The organism is Burkholderia sp. FERM BP-3421 (genome assembly GCF_028657905.1).
Classification (GTDB): Bacteria; Pseudomonadota; Gammaproteobacteria; order Burkholderiales; family Burkholderiaceae; genus Burkholderia.
Genome location: NZ_CP117782.1, coordinates 3403037 through 3417354, shown reverse-complemented (window position 1 = coordinate 3417354; position 14318 = coordinate 3403037). Strand labels below are relative to the sequence as shown.

Genomic DNA, 14318 nt, shown 5'->3' with positions numbered 1-14318 from the left:
GCGCCCTGACGCGGCGAGCGTCAATGTCGCTCGGCGAGGAGCGTGTCGATGCCGTAGGCCTGCGCGAGGCTCGCGAGCTTCGGCGGCAGATGAAGGATGTCGAGCGCGACGCCGCGCGCGCGCGCGGCGCGCTGCCAGGCGAGCAGCACCGCGAGCGCGGAGGAGTCGAATTGCGCGAGCGCCGCGCAGTCGACCACGGTGGCGCCCGCGTCGATCTGCGCGAGCCCCTGCGCGAGCGCGGCGGTCGCGCTCGCGTGGGTCAGCGTCGCGCCGGCATTGAAGGACTTCACGACGCCTTGCCCGCCGCCAGCTGCTCGTTGCGCTGGGTCAGGAACTGGATCAGGCCGTCCACGCCGCTTTGCTGGATCTTCTCGTTGAACTGCTGCTGATAGGTCTGGATCAGCCACGCGCCGAGCACGTTCAGGTCATACACGCGCCAGCCCTGCGCGCTCTTGTACAGCCGGTAGTCGATCTGGACCGGCTGGCCGTTGTTCATCGCGACCGTGCGCACCACGACGTCGGTGTCGGCCGGATCGGCGCGGAACGGCGGGTACTGGATCTGCTGGTCCGGCTTCAGCTGGGCGAGCGCGCCCGAGTAGGTGCGGATCAGCAGTATCTTGAACTGCTCGACGATCTGCTGCTGCTGCGCGGCCGTCGCGGTGCGCCAGTTGCGGCCCATCACGATCTGCGTGGTGCGGCGGAAGTCGGCGTACGGCAGGATGTCGCGGTTGACGATCGCCGTCACCCGGTTGATGTCGCCCGGCTTGATCGCCTGGGCGCGCACTTCGTCGAGCACCTGCTGGGTCGCGGTCTTGATCAGGGCCTGCGGATTCGATTGGTCGACCTGCGCGTGGGCGGCGCCGCCGAACGCGAAGAACGCGGCGAACATGGGGATCAGAAAGATTTTCTTCATAGGATTGAGGTCCTGCGTCAATGAAGTCGGTGCGATGCTTGGAGCGGGAGCGGCGCCGCAAGTTCGGCTCCGCCGCCCGCCGAATCGTTTCCGGCTGTAACGAATGTAAATCCGCGCGGGTCAGCGCAGGATGTTCGGCAGGCGCACGCCGCCCGGCGACGGCGGCACGAACTGCTGCGCCGGCACGTTGGTCGCGCTCGCCGGATTCGGCGCGCCCGCGCCCGAGGCCGCCGCGGCGCCCGCGGCGGGCGCCGCGGCGTCGTCCGGCAGATCGTACTTGGGCAGCGCCTCGCTGCCGTAGTCCTGCACGTTGGTGCCCGAGATCAGAGCCTGACGGCGCTGCAGGTACGCGTTGCGGACGAACGAGTACTTGTCGATCGCCGCCGCGTTCAGCACGTCGCCCGCGCCGAGCAGGTTCGCGCGCGTGTTCACGAGGTTCACGCCGAACAGCGCCCAGCTTACGCTGTCGGGCTTCACATAGGTGAGCGGGTTGCCGAGATAGTCGACCGCGAGGCCGGCCGTGTCGCGCACCGTGCTCGGGCCGAGCAGCGGCAGCACCAGGTACGGGCCGGACGGCACGCCGTAGTGGCCGAGCGTGGTGCCGAAATCGGCGCTGTGCTTCGGCAGCTTCGCGGCCGACGCGACGTCGAACAGGCCGCCGACGCCGAACACCGTGTTGATCACCACCCGCATGATGTCGCCGACGCCGTCGGCGATCTTCAGCTGCGCGAGGTTGTTCGCGGCGATGTAGACGTCGCCCACGTTCGAGAAGACGTTCGCGATGCTCTCGCGCACCGGCTGCGGCACGACCCACGCATAACCCTGCGCGACCGGCTTGAGGCCATAGGTGTCGATGGTGTCGTTGAACTTGTAGACCGACCGGTTGAAGCCCTCGAACGGGTCGCCCTTGGTCGGCGTTTGCACGGTCGCACAGCCGCTCATCGCCGCGACGGCCGCCGTCGCGAGCAGTGCGTTTCTGATGCGCATCGTCTGCATGGTGGTTTCCCTCTTCTCTCTGTCGTTTATTGGCCGGCCGGCGCGGACGCGGCCGGTGCGGCGGCGCCCGACGCGGGCTTGCCCGCGCCGGCATCCGCCGCCTTGCTGTACAGGAACTGGCCGATCAGGTTCTCCAGCACGATCGCGGACTGGGTCATCGTGATCGTGTCGCCCGCCTTCAGTATCTCGGTGTCGCCGCCCGGCTCCAGGCCGATGTACTGCTCGCCGAGCAGGCCGGAGGTCAGGATCTTCGCGGAAGAATCCTTCGGAAACGGATACTGCTGGAACAGGTCGATCGTCACGAGCGCCTGGTAGGTGTTGGTATCGAAGCCGATCGACCCGACCCGGCCGACCACCACGCCCGCGCTCTTCACCGCCGCGCGCGGCTTGAGGCCGCCGATATTGTCGAACTTCATCTTCACCGGATAGGTCGCCTGGAACGACAGCGAGCTCATGTTGCCGACCTTCAGCGCGAGGAACAGCAGCGCAATGAAACCCAACACCACGAACAGGCCGACCCAGAAGTCGAGAGCAGTCTTTTTCATCGTCATCCCAAAAAGGCTTTAGCTGAACATCAGCGCAGTCAGCAGGAAATCGAGGCCGAGTACGGCGAGCGACGCGTACACGACGGTCTTGGTCGTCGCGCGCGACACGCCTTCCGGCGTCGGCTTCGCTTCGTAACCTTGAAACAGCGCGATGAAGGTCACCGCGAAACCGAATACGACACTTTTCAATACGCCGTTGCCGACGTCGTTCCAGACGTCGACGCCGCCCTGCATCTGCGACCAGAACGCGCCGGAATCGACGCCGATCAGGATCACGCCGACCACGTAGCCGCCCATCACGCCGACCGCGCTGAAGATCGCGGCCAGCAGCGGCATCGTGATGATCCCGGCCCACATGCGCGGCGCGATCACGGTCTTGAGCGGATCGACCGCCATCATCTCGAGCGCGGTCAGTTGCTCGCCCGCCTTCATCAGGCCGATCTCGGCCGTGAGCGAGGTGCCCGCGCGCCCGGCGAACAGCAGCGCGGTCACGACGGGGCCCAGCTCGCGCACGAGCGACAGCGCGACGAGCAGGCCGAGCGCCTGCTCGGAGCCGTAGCGGTTCAGCGTGTAGTAGCCCTGCAGGCCGAGCACGAAGCCGACGAACAGGCCCGACACGGCGATGATCACGAACGAATAATTACCGAGGAAATGAATCTGTTTCGTGACGAGCCGCGGCCGCCGCAGCAGCGGGAAGAACTCGAGCACGAGGCGCGCGAACATGCGGGCCGCGTAGCCTGCCTGGCCGAGGCCGCCGATCACGAAACGTCCGATCGCGCTGATCATTCCCGCCCTCCGCCAAGTCCGAAGTCAGCCGCGAGCGGCTGGCTCATGTAGTGAAACCGGAACGGGCCGTCCGGCGTGCCGTCGATGAACTGGCGCACGCTCGGGTCGGTCGACGCGCGCAGCTCGTCGGGCGTGCCCTGGGCGAGCACGCCGCCGTTCGCGAGGAAATAGACGTAGTCGGCGATCGCGAACGATTCCGGCACGTCGTGCGTGACGAGGATCGAGGTCGCGCCGAGCGCCTGGTTCAGCGTGCGGATCAGGTTCGCGGTGATGCCGAGCGAGATCGGGTCGAGGCCCGCGAACGGCTCGTCATACATCATCAGCTCGGGATCGAGCGCGATCGCGCGCGCGAGCGCCACGCGCCGCGCCATCCCGCCCGACACCTCGGACGGCATCAGGTCGCGCGCGCCGCGCAGCCCGACCGCGTTGAGCTTCATCAGCACCAGGTCGTGAATCAGCGCGTCCGGCAGGTCGGTATGCTCGCGCAGCGCGAACGCGACGTTCTCGTAGACCGACATGTCGGTGAACAGCGCGCCGAACTGGAACAGCATGCCCATCTTGCGGCGCAGCGCGTACAGGCCGTCGCGCGACTGCGCGCCGATGTCCGCGCCGCCGAACAGCACCTGCCCGCGGCGCGCGCGCACGAGCCCGCCGATCAGCCGCAGCACGGTCGTCTTGCCGCAGCCCGAGCCGCCCATGACCGCGACCACCTGGCCGCGTCCGAAACGCATGTTCAGGTTCGACAGGACAAGACGGTCGCCGTAGCCGAAATCGACGTCGCGAAGCTCAAGCAGGGTCTCGGGAGGAGGGCTCACGGAATTGGCATTCCTTTTACGCAGAACGCCGAATTATAGGGCCTGCCTTGGAATGATGTCGCGACGCACGAATCGGGGTCTCAGTCAGAGAGTGTCAAATGGTGACGGCGCGGCTGTTGCGTTGCAGCAATATTGCGCCTGCATGGCGGCGACGGCCGCCCGATAGTCCGCGGCGCCTGTCACCGCGCTGACCACCGCGACGCCGCCGACGCCCGTCGCCAGGACCGCCGGCAGGGTGTCGGGGCCGATCCCGCCGATCGCGACGAGCGGCGCCCGGGTGAGCGCGAAGCGCGCGTAGCGGGCGATCCGGGCCAGGCCTTGCGGCGGCGCAGCAACGGCCTTGGTGGCGGTCGCGAACACCGGCCCGAGCGCCAGGTAGCTCGGCCGCACGCTCAGCGCGACCAGCATCTCGTAGTAGCCGTGGCTCGACAGGCCGAGCCGCACGCCCGCGGCCGCGAGCGCGCCGAGGTCGGCCGTCTCGAGATCCTCCTGGCCCAGGTGGACGCCGTACGCGCCGGCCGCCAGCGCCAGCTGCCAGTGATCGTTGATGAACACCCGCGCGTCCGGATAGCGCCGCCCCGCCGCCACCGCCCGCGCGATCTCCGCGCGCAGCACGGCCGGCTCGGCCTCCTTGACGCGCAGCTGGACCGTGCGCACACCGCATTCGAGCACCCGTTCGACCCAGTCGGCGCTCGGCAGCACCGGATACAGGCCGAGCCGCGCCGGGCAAGGCGCGAAGCCCGGGCCTGGCGGCAGCGCGGGCGCCGCGGCGCGCGGGAAGCGGTCGGGATCGACGGGCCAGGCGTCGGCGCCGGCCGCCTCGTCGCCGTCGCGCCACGCGAGCGCGAGCACCAGTGCATCGGGCGGCGCGAAGCCGCAGTCGAGGAACGCCGCGAACGCGGCCAGCCAGTCGTCCGCGAGCGGCGCGGCGGCGTCGAGCGGATAGCGGGCCGCGCCCCAGTACAGCACCGCCGCGCGTTCCACGAACGTGATCACGCCCGCGCCCGAGGCCGCGAGCCGCGCCGCGTCGGCGGGCGCGCAATCGGCGGCGGGCGTCACCAGCAGGTCGCCCGCGCCGGCCTGCGCCGGCCGTGCGACGCACAGCCGCAGCGGCGCGGCGGGCGCGGGCCACGCGCCCAGCGCCGGGCGGATCCGCCCGGCCGCCTCGGCCAGTTCGTCGGCGGGCGGCCAGAACACGGCCGGAAACGCGAGGCTCACGCCCCACCCCCGTCCTGGTGCCAGAACGGCATGCCGACCACCGGCGTGCTCGCGTGCGCGATCTCGCGCGCGTCCATCGGGCCGGCGAGATATGCGGCGCGGCCGGCCTCGACGCCCTGCGCGAACGCGCGCGCCATGATCTCCGGATGGGTGGCCTGCGACACGGCCGTGTTGAGCAGCACGCCGTCGAAGCCCCATTCCATCACCTGGCACGCGTGCGACGGCACGCCGAGCCCCGCATCGACGATCAGCGGCACGTCCGGCAGGCGCTCGCGCAGCACGCGCAGGCCGTATGGGTTGAGCACGCCCTTGCCGGTGCCAATCGGCGCGCCCCACGGCATCAGCGCCTCGCAGCCCGCGTCGAGCAGGCGCCGGCCGATCACGAGATCCTCGGTGCAGTACGGCAGCACCTTGAAACCGTCCTTCACGAGCAGCGCGGCGGCCTCGATCAACCCGACCGGGTCCGGCTGCAGCGTGTAGTCGTCGCCGATCAGTTCGAGCTTGATCCAGTCGGTCTCGAACACCTCGCGCGCCATCTGCGCGGTGGCGACCGCCTCCGCGACCGTCTGGCAGCCGGCCGTGTTCGGCAACAGCGGCACCGCGTGGCGCTTGAGCAGTTCGAAGAAGCCGGTCTCGCCGGCGCCCGCGTTCATCTGGCGGCGCAGCGCGACCGTCACCATGCCCGGCCGCGACGCCGCGATCGAGTCGGACAGCGACTGCAGGGACGGATAGCGCGACGTGCCGATCAGCACGCGGCTCGCGAAGGTTTCGCCGTACAGCGTGAGCGCGTCGGCGGAAGGAAGGGGCGTCATCGAAGAATCCTGGTTGGGCCGGAAGCGGCGGCGTCAGCCGCCCGCCACCGGATGCACGACATCGAGCCGGTCACCGCCGGAGAGCGCACGCGCCGCGTGCTGGGTGCGCGCGACGAACGCGCCGTTCAGGGCCACCGCGAACGGCGGCGTCGCGCCGTACGCGGCGAGGGCGTCGGCGACCGTCGCGCCGTCGGGCAGGGTCAGCGTCTGTTGATTGATCTGGATGTCCATCATGCGAAAAGTCGGTATCGGTTCGGCGCGGCGCTCACGCGGGCTCGCGCACCTCGCCCAGTTGCAGCAGCGCCGGCCAGCGGGCGTCGGCGCGCCAGGCGGCAAACGTATCGGCATCCGTCACCCGGCGTTCGAGCAGCGCGCACGCGAAACGCGCCGCCTGATCCGCCACCTCCGGCGCGATCATGAAGCCGTGGCGGTACAGGCCGTTGACGGCCAGCCGCGCGCCGCCGTCCCAGACCAGCGCCGGTCGGTGGTCGGGCAGCGTCGGCCGGCATTGCGCGTTGAGTTCGAGTATGCGCGCCTCGCCGAAGGCCGGATGCACGGAAAACGCGGCGCTCAGCAGTTCGAGCGCCGAGCGCACGCTGACGGGCGACATGTCCTCGCCCTCCACCTCGGTCGCGCCGATCACGTACAGGTCATGCTCCTTCGGCGCGATGTAGAGCGGGTAGCGCGGATGCAGCAGCCGCACCGGACGGCTCAGGCCGATACCCGGCGCGTGCACGCGCGCCACCTCGCCGCGGATCCCGCGCAGCGTCGGGAACACCTGCTTCGCGCCCAGCCCGCGGCAATCGATCGTGACGCGCGCCGCCGGCGCGGTCGCGAGATCGACCACGGTATTCCAGTGCGTCTCGACGCCGCGCTCGGCCAGGCCGGCCGCGAATGCATGCAAGGTCTGGCGGTTGTCGAGCTGGCCCTCGCGCGGCAGCAGCAGGCCGCGCGCGAAGCGACCGCCGAGCGCGGGCTCGGCCGCGTCGACCTGCGCGCCGGCAAGCGGCACGAAGCCGCCGTCGACCAGCGCCGCCGGTGCGTTCGCGCGCACCCGGCGCTCGAACAGCGGCGCCTCGGCGCGATCCGCGTGATGCCAGACCACGAGCGTGCCGTTGCGCTGGAAGAACACCGGCTCCGGCAGTTCGGCGAGCCACGCGGGCCAGCGCTCGAGCGACGCGGCGCCCAGTTCGGTGATCAGCAGTTCCGCGCTCGCCGCCTCGGCGAGCGGCGCGAGCATCGCGGCGGCCACCCAGGCGGCCGCGCCCGACCCGGCCGCGTCGCCGCGCTCGACGAGCACGACGCGATGGCCCTCGCCCGCCAGCCGCCATGCGACCAGCCGACCGACCAGGCCGCCGCCCAGCACCGCGAAATCGGCTTGCGATCCGGGCGTCATGAGCGCCCCCCCGCCCGCGCAGCAGCGCGACAGCAGGACCACGGGAAACATACAAATGAAGAATGAACGGTCATCGAATCCTTCCGCAACACGCGGCGCGCGCACCCAAAAGGACGAAACCGGCAGCCAGGGCCGGCCGGGCGTGCGAGGCGCTGGCGAAACGGGAATGACGGCCAGCGCGGCCCGGCGGGATCGGAAACTTCCCGCGCCGGTATTACCCGGATCGGGTGCGAAGGGTCTCTCTCAGCCTCGTCGCGCCACGCCCGTCGCCGGGCGGCTGGCGTGCAAAGCACCCCTGTTTCGTCGGCGGTCATTAGACCATAAAAGCGGAAACGGCCGCAAACCGGCGCCTGCGGCAAAATCGCCCGACGCCCCGCCGCGCTGGCACAATGCCCGATGATCGGGCCGGGTCCGGTCGCGCCCGGCCCGCGCGTTAAGGGCCGTTTAAGCCGCGCCCCACACAATCGGCGCACGCCCGCCGCCATGCGGCACTGTTTTCAGGCGCGCCGCGCGCGGCGCGGTATCCGGTCCACTCATCAGGACGCCCATGAGCCAATCGCCCCCCTCCGCCCGCCCCGATCCGCACGATCCCGCCGCGTCCGCGCGCGACGTGTCGGCGTGGCGGCTCATCAAGCCCTACTGGGTCTCGTCCGAATGGAAGATCGCCTGGACGCTGTTCATCACGATCATCGCGATCAACCTGCTGATGGTCGCGATCAACGTCAAGCTCAACAAGTGGAACGCGCAGTTCTACAACGCGTTGGAATCGAAGGACGTCCACGACTTCCCGCACCTGCTGCTCGTGTTCAGCGGGCTCGCATTCGCGTACATCATCCTGTTCGTCTACGGCCGCTACCTGCGGCAGATGCTCGGCTTCCGCTGGCGGCAGTGGCTCACCGAGCGCTTCCTGGAGGAATGGCTCGGCGCGCGCGCGTTCTACCGGATCGAACGCGACCGCCTCGCCGACAACCCCGACCAGCGGATCAGCGACGATCTCGCGTCGTTCGCCACCACCACGCTCGCGCTGACCCTCGACCTGCTGTCGACGGTCGTCACGCTCGTGTCGTTCGTGACGATCCTCTGGTCGCTCGCGGGCGCGCTCACCATCACGCTCGGCGGCTCGCCGGTCATGATCCCCGGCTACATGGTGTGGGCCGCCGCGCTGTACGCCATATTCGGCTCGCTGATGACGCACTGGTTCGGCCACCAGCTCGTGCCGCTCAACTACCAGCAGCAGCGGGTCGAGGCCGACTTCCGCTTCGGCCTGATCCGGATCCGCGAGAACGCCGAGCAGATCGCGTTCTACGACGGCGAGCGCAGGGAGCGCGACAACGTCAACGGCGTGTTCGCGCACATCAAGGACAACTGGTGGCGCATCATGCGCTACACCAAGCGGCTCTCGTTCGTGCTCAGCTTCTACGGCCAGATCGCGATCATCTTCCCGATCGTGGTCGCCGCGCCGCGCTACTTCGCGGGCGCGTTCTCGTTCGGCGTGCTGATGCAGATCCGCGCCGCGTTCGACACCGTCAGCGAATCGTTCTCGTGGTTCATCAACAGCTACGGCACGCTCGTCGAATGGCGCGCGACCGTCAACCGTCTGCGCGAATTCAAGCGCGTCGCGCATGCGTCGCACAATGAGCGCGCCGAGGCCGCGGCCCACGGCCACGGCGGCATCGCGCTGCGCCAGGTCGACGCCGACCGGGTCGCGACGGCCGGCCTGCGGCTCGCGCTGCCCGACGGCCAGCCGCTCGCGACGATCGGCGACATCGCGATCCGCCCCGGCTCGCGCTGGCTCGTGCGCGGCGCCTCCGGGGCCGGCAAGAGCACGCTGATGCGCGCGCTGGCGGGCCTGTGGCCGTTCGGCGACGGCGCGATCGACGCGCCGTCCGGCGCGCGCATGATGTTCGTCCCGCAGCAGAGCTACCTGCCGATCGGCACGCTGAAGGCGGCGCTCGCGTATCCGTCGGGCGCCGACGCGTTCAGCGACGAGGCCTGCCGCGACGCGCTGCGCGCCTGCCATCTCGACGCCTATGCCGAGCGCCTCGCCGAGACCGGCCACTGGACCCGCATCCTGTCGCCGGGCGAGCAGCAGCGTCTCGCGGGCGCCCGCGTGCTGCTGCACAAGCCCGACTACCTGTTCCTCGACGAAGCGACGAGCGCGCTCGACGCCGACAACGAGGCGCGCTTCTATCACGTGCTCAACGAGCGCCTGCCGAAGGCCGCGATCGTGAGCGTCGCGCACCGCGAATCGCTCGCGAGCTTCCACCACGAGACGCTCGACGTGCAGCGCGCCGACCAGAAGCTCGCCGCGTAGCGCCAGCGCCGGCGCGCCTCGCGCGCGTCGGTTCACGCCGGCGGTCTCCGGCCGCTGGCGCGACGCCGGGCGCCTCGCGCCCGGCCGAGGTTCGACGCCGGACCCCGGCGCCGGCCCGGCTCCCGGCCCGACCCGCCCCCCACGCATTCCGAGCGCGGCTTCTTTTTTGGTTCATCGCGGATTACCGGGGAAGGCAGCGCGGATCTTGAGGAAGAAGTATTCCTCATCCCGGTAGCCGTAGGCCCGACGCTTGATGACCTTGATGGTGTTGTTGATGCCTTCGACGACGCTGGTATTGAGCGGGTGTTTGCAGCGAGCCAGAATGCCGTGCCAGTAGCTTTGCAGGCGTTCAGCGAACAGTTTGAGCGGCGTAATGCCGCTCTGCTGAGCCTGCCTGATCCATTGTCCCCATGCCTTCTGAGCCCAGGCGGGTCTCTGGTAGAACCAGAGTCGCTTGAGTTCATCGCGTAGCAGATAGACGCACAGCAACGGCTGGTTGGCTTCCAGCAGTTCATTCAGATGTACCGCCTGATCTGCCCGCAAGTTCTGGCGATTGCGCAGCAGCAGCCAGCGGCTCGACTTCAGTACTTTGCGCGCAGGACGGTCATGCCGAAGCTGATTGGCCTGATCGACTCGTACCCGGTCAATGACTTCACGTCCGTACTTGGCCACCACGTGGAACAAGTCATAGACGACTTCCGCCTGCGGGCAGTTCGCCTTGATTTCCAGCTCATAGGCGGTCGTCATATCGATGGCGACCGCCTCGATGCGCTCGGCAACGCCTTCGGGAAGCTGCTCGAAGAAGGCTCGGGCGGTTTCGCGTGAGCGGCCCTGGCCGATCCATAGCACTTGCCGGCGGACCTGTCCGCATTTTTGTGGGCGAGGCGGTTGAACAACCAGTGATCAGCGGGCTTGCGTAAATCGCTCCCCGAACAGAATAGCAAACTGGTTCATCGCGGATTTCCAGTCGAAGGTCGTTCGTACCGACTTGGCCAGCACGTTGCGCAGCGCGAGCCAGAGCAGTTTGACGGCGGCTTCGTCGTGTGGGAAGTGACCGCGGGTCTTGATGATCTTGCGCAGTTGCATGTTCAAACTCTCAATGGCGTTTGTGGTGTAAACCACTCGCCGAATGTCCGGCGGAAACACGAAGAACGGTGTGACGTGCTCCCAGGCGCGCTGCCAGCACTGGACGATCATCGGATACTTGTTTCCCCATGGACCCTCGGCGAAATCCTGTAGCGCTTGCTGGGCCGCTTGCGCACTGGCCGCGGCATAGATCGGGCGCAACGCTCTGGCGAGTACGCTGCGATCCTTGTAGCTGGCAAACTCCAAACTATTACGGATCAGATGCACGATGCAGGTCTGCACGGTAGTCTGGGGATAAACCGTGCCGATTGCCTCGGGAAGTCCTTTCAGACCGTCAACCACGGCAATCAGAATATCCTGGCAGCCGCGTACCTTCAGTTCATTGAATACCTTGAGCCAGAACTTGGCGCCCTCGGTCTGCTCGATCCACAGCCCCAGCACGTCGCGCTGGCCGTCAGCCTGGATGCCCAGTGCCAGATACACGGCCTTGTTGCTGACGATTCCGTCATCGCGGATCTTGACCCGCAGCGCGTCGAAGAACACCACCGGATACATTGTTTCGAGCGGCCGGCTTTGCCAGGCGAAAGCCTCGGCCATGACCTCGTCGGTTACCGAACTGATGAAATCGGGAGACACCTCGGTACCGTAGCTCTCTGCCAGAAACGCTTGAATCTCGCGTACGCTCATGCCGCGCGCGTACATCGCGATGATGCGCTCATCGAAACCGGTAAAGCGGCGCTCGTGCTTGGGAATCAGGATTGGCTCGAAGCTACCGTCGCGATCACGAGGCACTTCGACCCGGACCGGGCCGCGCTCCGTCATGACCGTCTTGCCGCTGGCACCGTTGCGCTCGTTGGCCTGTCCAGGTGGCTTGGGCTGTCCGGACGGGTAACCCAGGTGCAAATTCATCTCAGCACCCATGGCGCGCTCGATGAGTGCCTTGTTGAAGGCCAGCATCAGGTTCTGCACCTCGGCTGGCGTCATTGGACCAGTAACCAACTGGTCAAGCAGTTCTTTGGGCAGGTCCGGCAGCGGGCCCCGCTCCGCCGCCTGCGCAGCGGCTGTTCGTTTTTTCGGCATCGGCATATCCATGACTTTTACCTCTCATGATATGCCCCGCCCACAAAATCCCGGACAGGTCCCTTGCCGGCTGATCGGCTCAACAACCACGGTGGCATAGCGATGGCCCTTGTGGAGCGCAAACTCGTCCATGGCCAGATACCGCACCTGTTCCCAATCCGGCTCAACAATGCTGGCTTGCAAACTGGCTTTGTCGATCGATTTGACAGTGTGCCAATTCAGACCATAGAACGCAGCAACAGCCTGTACGCTGGCGGACTTCAGCAAGATCTCGCAGGCCTTGGCAAAGCGGGCAGTGACCCGTTGGTAACGCCCCAGCCAATCCAGCCTCTCCAACCGAGGGCCGCCGCAGTGGTCGCACCAGACTCGTCGGCGCGGCACATGGAGCACCACCCGGTATTCAAATAAGGGCAGATCCCGCACCCGCCGAACGGTCGTCTCGTGAATCTGCTGGCACCGTTTGCCGCATTGCTCGCAGACCATCACTTTGCTGACCGGCTTGAGATACAGCGACAGGGTTCGGCTTGCCTCCGACGGCCATTCCACTCGCTCAACCCGGTAGCCCGTCCAGCATCCCAATGCCTGTAGTGCTTTGCGATCCAGCAATTTGGCCTCCAACGCCCGTTTCCACTGGCGTCAGATTACCAACTGCACCCAAAGCTTCCACGGTTTCCCGCGATGAACCTCTTTTTTGCTCCGCCGCCCCGCCCCTTACAATAGCCCGCGACCCCCACGACACCGGGAGCAACGGCGCGCATGCAGGCATTCCAGTGGTTCCACGAGCTGTCGACGCGCGAGCGCCGCACGCTCTACGCCGGCTTCGGCGGCTACGGGGTCGACGCGTTCGACTTCATGATCTATTCATTCCTGATCCCGACGTTGATCGCGTCATGGGGCATGACGCGCAGCGAGGCGGGTCTGATCGCGACCAGCGCGCTGGTGTCGTCGGCGCTCGGCGGCTGGCTCGCCGGCATCCTCGCCGATCGCTACGGCCGCGTGCGCGTGCTGCAATGGACGATCGCGACCTTCGCGCTGTTCACCTGCCTGTCCGGCTTCACGAACTCGTTCGAGCAGTTGCTCGCGACCCGCACGCTGCAGGGCCTCGGCTTCGGCGGCGAATGGTCGGTGGTGACGATCATGATGGCCGAGACGATCCGCTCGCCGCAGCATCGCGCGAAGGCGGTCGGCACCCTGCAGAGCAGCTGGTCGGTCGGCTGGGCCCTGGCCGCGCTGCTGTACTGGGCGTTCTTCGCGCTGCTGCCCGAACAGTATGCGTGGCGCGCGTGCTTCTGGATCGGCCTCGCGCCCGCGCTGTGGATCCTCTACATCCGCCGTCACGTGCGCGACCCCGAACTGTACGTCGCCGCTCGCCGCGCCCGCGAAGCCCGCGGCGAGCGCACACCGTTCCTGCAGATCTTCGCCCCCGCGCACCTGAAGGCGACCTGTTTCGGCAGCCTGCTGTGCACCGGCATGCTGGGCGGCTACTACGCGATCACGACCTGGCTGCCCACCTACCTGAAAACCGTCCGGCACCTGTCCGTGTTCAACACCAGCGGCTACCTGATCGTGCTGATCACCGGCTCGTTCCTCGGCTATCTGGTCGGCGCCATCCTGTCCGACCGGATCGGACGGCGCGCGTCGTTCATCCTGTTCGCGATCGGCTCGTTCGCGATCGGCATGGCCTACACCATGCTGCCCATCACCGACGACGCCATGCTGCTGCTCGGCTTTCCACTCGGCATCGTCGTGCAGGGCGTGTTCGCCGGCATCGGCGCGTACCTGTCGGAACTCTATCCCGGCGCGATCCGCGGCTCCGGCCAGGGCTTCTGCTACAACCTCGGCCGCGGTCTCGGCTCGCTGTTCCCGATCGCGGTCGGCGCGCTGTCGCAGTCGATGTCGCTCGTGCAGGCGATCGGCTACGTCGCGGGCGGCGGCTACCTGCTCGTCGTGGTCGCCGCGCTCGTGCTGCCCGAAACCCGCGGCAAGTCGCTCGTGGAAGCCGGCGTGGGCGCGGGCTGAGGCACGGGGCGCCGCCATGCATGCGGTCGTTCTCGGCGCAGGGGCGATCGGCGTCGCCACCGCGTTCCACCTGCGCGAGGCCGGCTGCGAGGTCACGGCGATCGAGCGCGAGCCCGACGCCGCGCTCGCGACGAGCCTCGGCAATGCCGGCATCATCGCGCCCGGCTACGTGACGCCGTGGGCCGCGCCGGGGATGCCGGCGTAACTCCTCAAGGATCTGTTGAACGCAAGCGTCAGTTGCAGCTGCGCGCGCGGCGTGCGCCGCGCGCCGGCCGCGACCGGCAATGCCGCCAGCGCCTCGCGCGAACCCGCGTCGGGATCCAGCGCGACGAAGCAGC

Annotated in this window: 13 protein-coding genes, 4 pseudogenes and 1 riboswitch; of the genes and pseudogenes, 3 read left to right on the top strand and 14 right to left on the bottom strand. The window is 68.2% G+C overall.

The window, feature by feature from the left end; genetic code table 11:
- Positions 1-20 precede the first annotated feature (20 nt).
- From Bsp3421_RS31595 to Bsp3421_RS31550, 10 genes are all read right to left on the bottom strand, one after another.
- Positions 21-290, bottom strand: a complete 270-nt coding sequence (locus Bsp3421_RS31595) for an STAS domain-containing protein (RefSeq protein WP_274000776.1) — start codon at positions 288-290, stop codon at positions 21-23.
- Positions 287-913 carry an MlaC/ttg2D family ABC transporter substrate-binding protein gene (locus tag Bsp3421_RS31590; protein ID WP_274000775.1) on the bottom strand — a complete coding sequence of 209 codons (627 nt, stop codon included), beginning with the start codon at positions 911-913 and terminating at the stop codon, positions 287-289. Before Bsp3421_RS31590 ends, Bsp3421_RS31595 begins: the two co-directional genes overlap by 4 nt.
- A gap of 120 nt (positions 914-1033) precedes the next feature.
- Complete coding sequence (locus Bsp3421_RS31585) at positions 1034-1909, bottom strand: MlaA family lipoprotein (RefSeq protein ID WP_274000774.1); 876 nt, start codon at positions 1907-1909, stop codon at positions 1034-1036.
- A gap of 26 nt (positions 1910-1935) precedes the next feature.
- Positions 1936-2460, bottom strand: coding sequence for an outer membrane lipid asymmetry maintenance protein MlaD (gene mlaD, locus Bsp3421_RS31580; RefSeq protein ID WP_274000773.1), 525 nt, complete (start codon positions 2458-2460; stop codon positions 1936-1938).
- A gap of 12 nt (positions 2461-2472) precedes the next feature.
- Positions 2473-3240 carry a lipid asymmetry maintenance ABC transporter permease subunit MlaE gene (mlaE, locus tag Bsp3421_RS31575; RefSeq protein ID WP_274000771.1) on the bottom strand — a complete coding sequence of 256 codons (768 nt, stop codon included), beginning with the start codon at positions 3238-3240 and terminating at the stop codon, positions 2473-2475.
- Complete coding sequence (locus Bsp3421_RS31570) at positions 3237-4055, bottom strand: ABC transporter ATP-binding protein (RefSeq protein WP_274000770.1); 819 nt, start codon at positions 4053-4055, stop codon at positions 3237-3239. The genes mlaE and Bsp3421_RS31570 overlap by 4 nt, the downstream gene beginning before the upstream one ends.
- Positions 4056-4139: 84 nt before the next feature.
- Positions 4140-5273, bottom strand: a complete 1134-nt coding sequence (gene thiE, locus Bsp3421_RS31565) for a thiamine phosphate synthase (protein WP_274000768.1) — start codon at positions 5271-5273, stop codon at positions 4140-4142.
- Entirely contained in the window at positions 5270-6085 is an 816-nt protein-coding gene (locus Bsp3421_RS31560; protein ID WP_274000767.1) for a thiazole synthase, read from the bottom strand. The genes thiE and Bsp3421_RS31560 overlap by 4 nt, the downstream gene beginning before the upstream one ends.
- Positions 6086-6118: 33 nt before the next feature.
- A complete protein-coding gene (gene thiS, locus Bsp3421_RS31555; RefSeq protein WP_274004427.1) occupies positions 6119-6316 on the bottom strand; it encodes a sulfur carrier protein ThiS in 198 nt (65 codons plus the stop codon).
- A 34-nt stretch (positions 6317-6350) separates the two neighbouring features.
- On the bottom strand, positions 6351-7481 hold the full coding sequence (locus Bsp3421_RS31550) for an FAD-dependent oxidoreductase (RefSeq protein WP_274000766.1): 1131 nt from the start codon (positions 7479-7481) through the stop codon (positions 6351-6353).
- 183 nt (positions 7482-7664) lie between these two features.
- A riboswitch (TPP riboswitch) is annotated at positions 7665-7788 on the bottom strand.
- A gap of 240 nt (positions 7789-8028) precedes the next feature.
- Here Bsp3421_RS31550 and Bsp3421_RS31545 point away from each other — a divergent pair.
- Complete coding sequence (locus Bsp3421_RS31545) at positions 8029-9795, top strand: ABC transporter ATP-binding protein/permease (RefSeq protein WP_274000764.1); 1767 nt, start codon at positions 8029-8031, stop codon at positions 9793-9795.
- Between the two features lie 171 nt (positions 9796-9966).
- On the opposite strand, the pseudogene Bsp3421_RS31540 reads toward Bsp3421_RS31545, so the two are convergent.
- The 3 genes and pseudogenes from Bsp3421_RS31540 to Bsp3421_RS31530 form a co-directional block, all read right to left on the bottom strand.
- Positions 9967-10656: pseudogene (locus Bsp3421_RS31540) on the bottom strand (ISL3 family transposase); the annotation flags it as partial.
- 42 nt (positions 10657-10698) lie between these two features.
- Positions 10699-11961 carry an IS256 family transposase gene (locus Bsp3421_RS31535; protein ID WP_273998330.1) on the bottom strand — a complete coding sequence of 421 codons (1263 nt, stop codon included), beginning with the start codon at positions 11959-11961 and terminating at the stop codon, positions 10699-10701.
- A 63-nt stretch (positions 11962-12024) separates the two neighbouring features.
- A pseudogene (locus Bsp3421_RS31530) lies at positions 12025-12567 on the bottom strand (helix-turn-helix domain-containing protein); the annotation flags it as partial.
- Positions 12568-12717: 150 nt separating this feature from the next.
- Here Bsp3421_RS31530 and Bsp3421_RS31525 point away from each other — a divergent pair.
- Positions 12718-13980, top strand: a complete 1263-nt coding sequence (locus Bsp3421_RS31525) for an MFS transporter (protein ID WP_274000763.1) — start codon at positions 12718-12720, stop codon at positions 13978-13980.
- Between the two features lie 16 nt (positions 13981-13996).
- Positions 13997-14179, top strand: a pseudogene (locus Bsp3421_RS31520) (FAD-dependent oxidoreductase); the annotation flags it as partial.
- 23 nt (positions 14180-14202) lie between these two features.
- Here Bsp3421_RS31520 and Bsp3421_RS34540 read toward each other — a convergent pair.
- A pseudogene (locus Bsp3421_RS34540) lies at positions 14203-14304 on the bottom strand (RNA 2',3'-cyclic phosphodiesterase); the annotation flags it as partial.
- Positions 14305-14318: the final 14 nt, after the last annotated feature.

What these genes read in the sequence shown, in the direction of transcription:
- Bsp3421_RS31590 (WP_274000775.1), bottom strand. Translation starts at nt 913, where the DNA reads ATGAAGAAAATCTTTCTGATCCCCATGTTCGCCGCGTTCTTCGCGTTC.
- Bsp3421_RS31585 (WP_274000774.1), bottom strand. Translation starts at nt 1,909, where the DNA reads ATGCAGACGATGCGCATCAGAAACGCACTGCTCGCGACGGCGGCCGTC.
- mlaD (WP_274000773.1), bottom strand. Translation starts at nt 2,460, where the DNA reads ATGACGATGAAAAAGACTGCTCTCGACTTCTGGGTCGGCCTGTTCGTG.
- mlaE (WP_274000771.1), bottom strand. Translation starts at nt 3,240, where the DNA reads ATGATCAGCGCGATCGGACGTTTCGTGATCGGCGGCCTCGGCCAGGCA.
- Bsp3421_RS31560 (WP_274000767.1), bottom strand. Translation starts at nt 6,085, where the DNA reads ATGACGCCCCTTCCTTCCGCCGACGCGCTCACGCTGTACGGCGAAACC.
- thiS (WP_274004427.1), bottom strand. Translation starts at nt 6,316, where the DNA reads ATGGACATCCAGATCAATCAACAGACGCTGACCCTGCCCGACGGCGCG.
- Bsp3421_RS31550 (WP_274000766.1), bottom strand. Translation starts at nt 7,481, where the DNA reads ATGACGCCCGGATCGCAAGCCGATTTCGCGGTGCTGGGCGGCGGCCTG.
- Bsp3421_RS31545 (WP_274000764.1), top strand. Translation starts at nt 8,029, where the DNA reads ATGAGCCAATCGCCCCCCTCCGCCCGCCCCGATCCGCACGATCCCGCC.
- Bsp3421_RS31535 (WP_273998330.1), bottom strand. Translation starts at nt 11,961, where the DNA reads ATGCCGAAAAAACGAACAGCCGCTGCGCAGGCGGCGGAGCGGGGCCCG.
- Bsp3421_RS31525 (WP_274000763.1), top strand. Translation starts at nt 12,718, where the DNA reads ATGCAGGCATTCCAGTGGTTCCACGAGCTGTCGACGCGCGAGCGCCGC.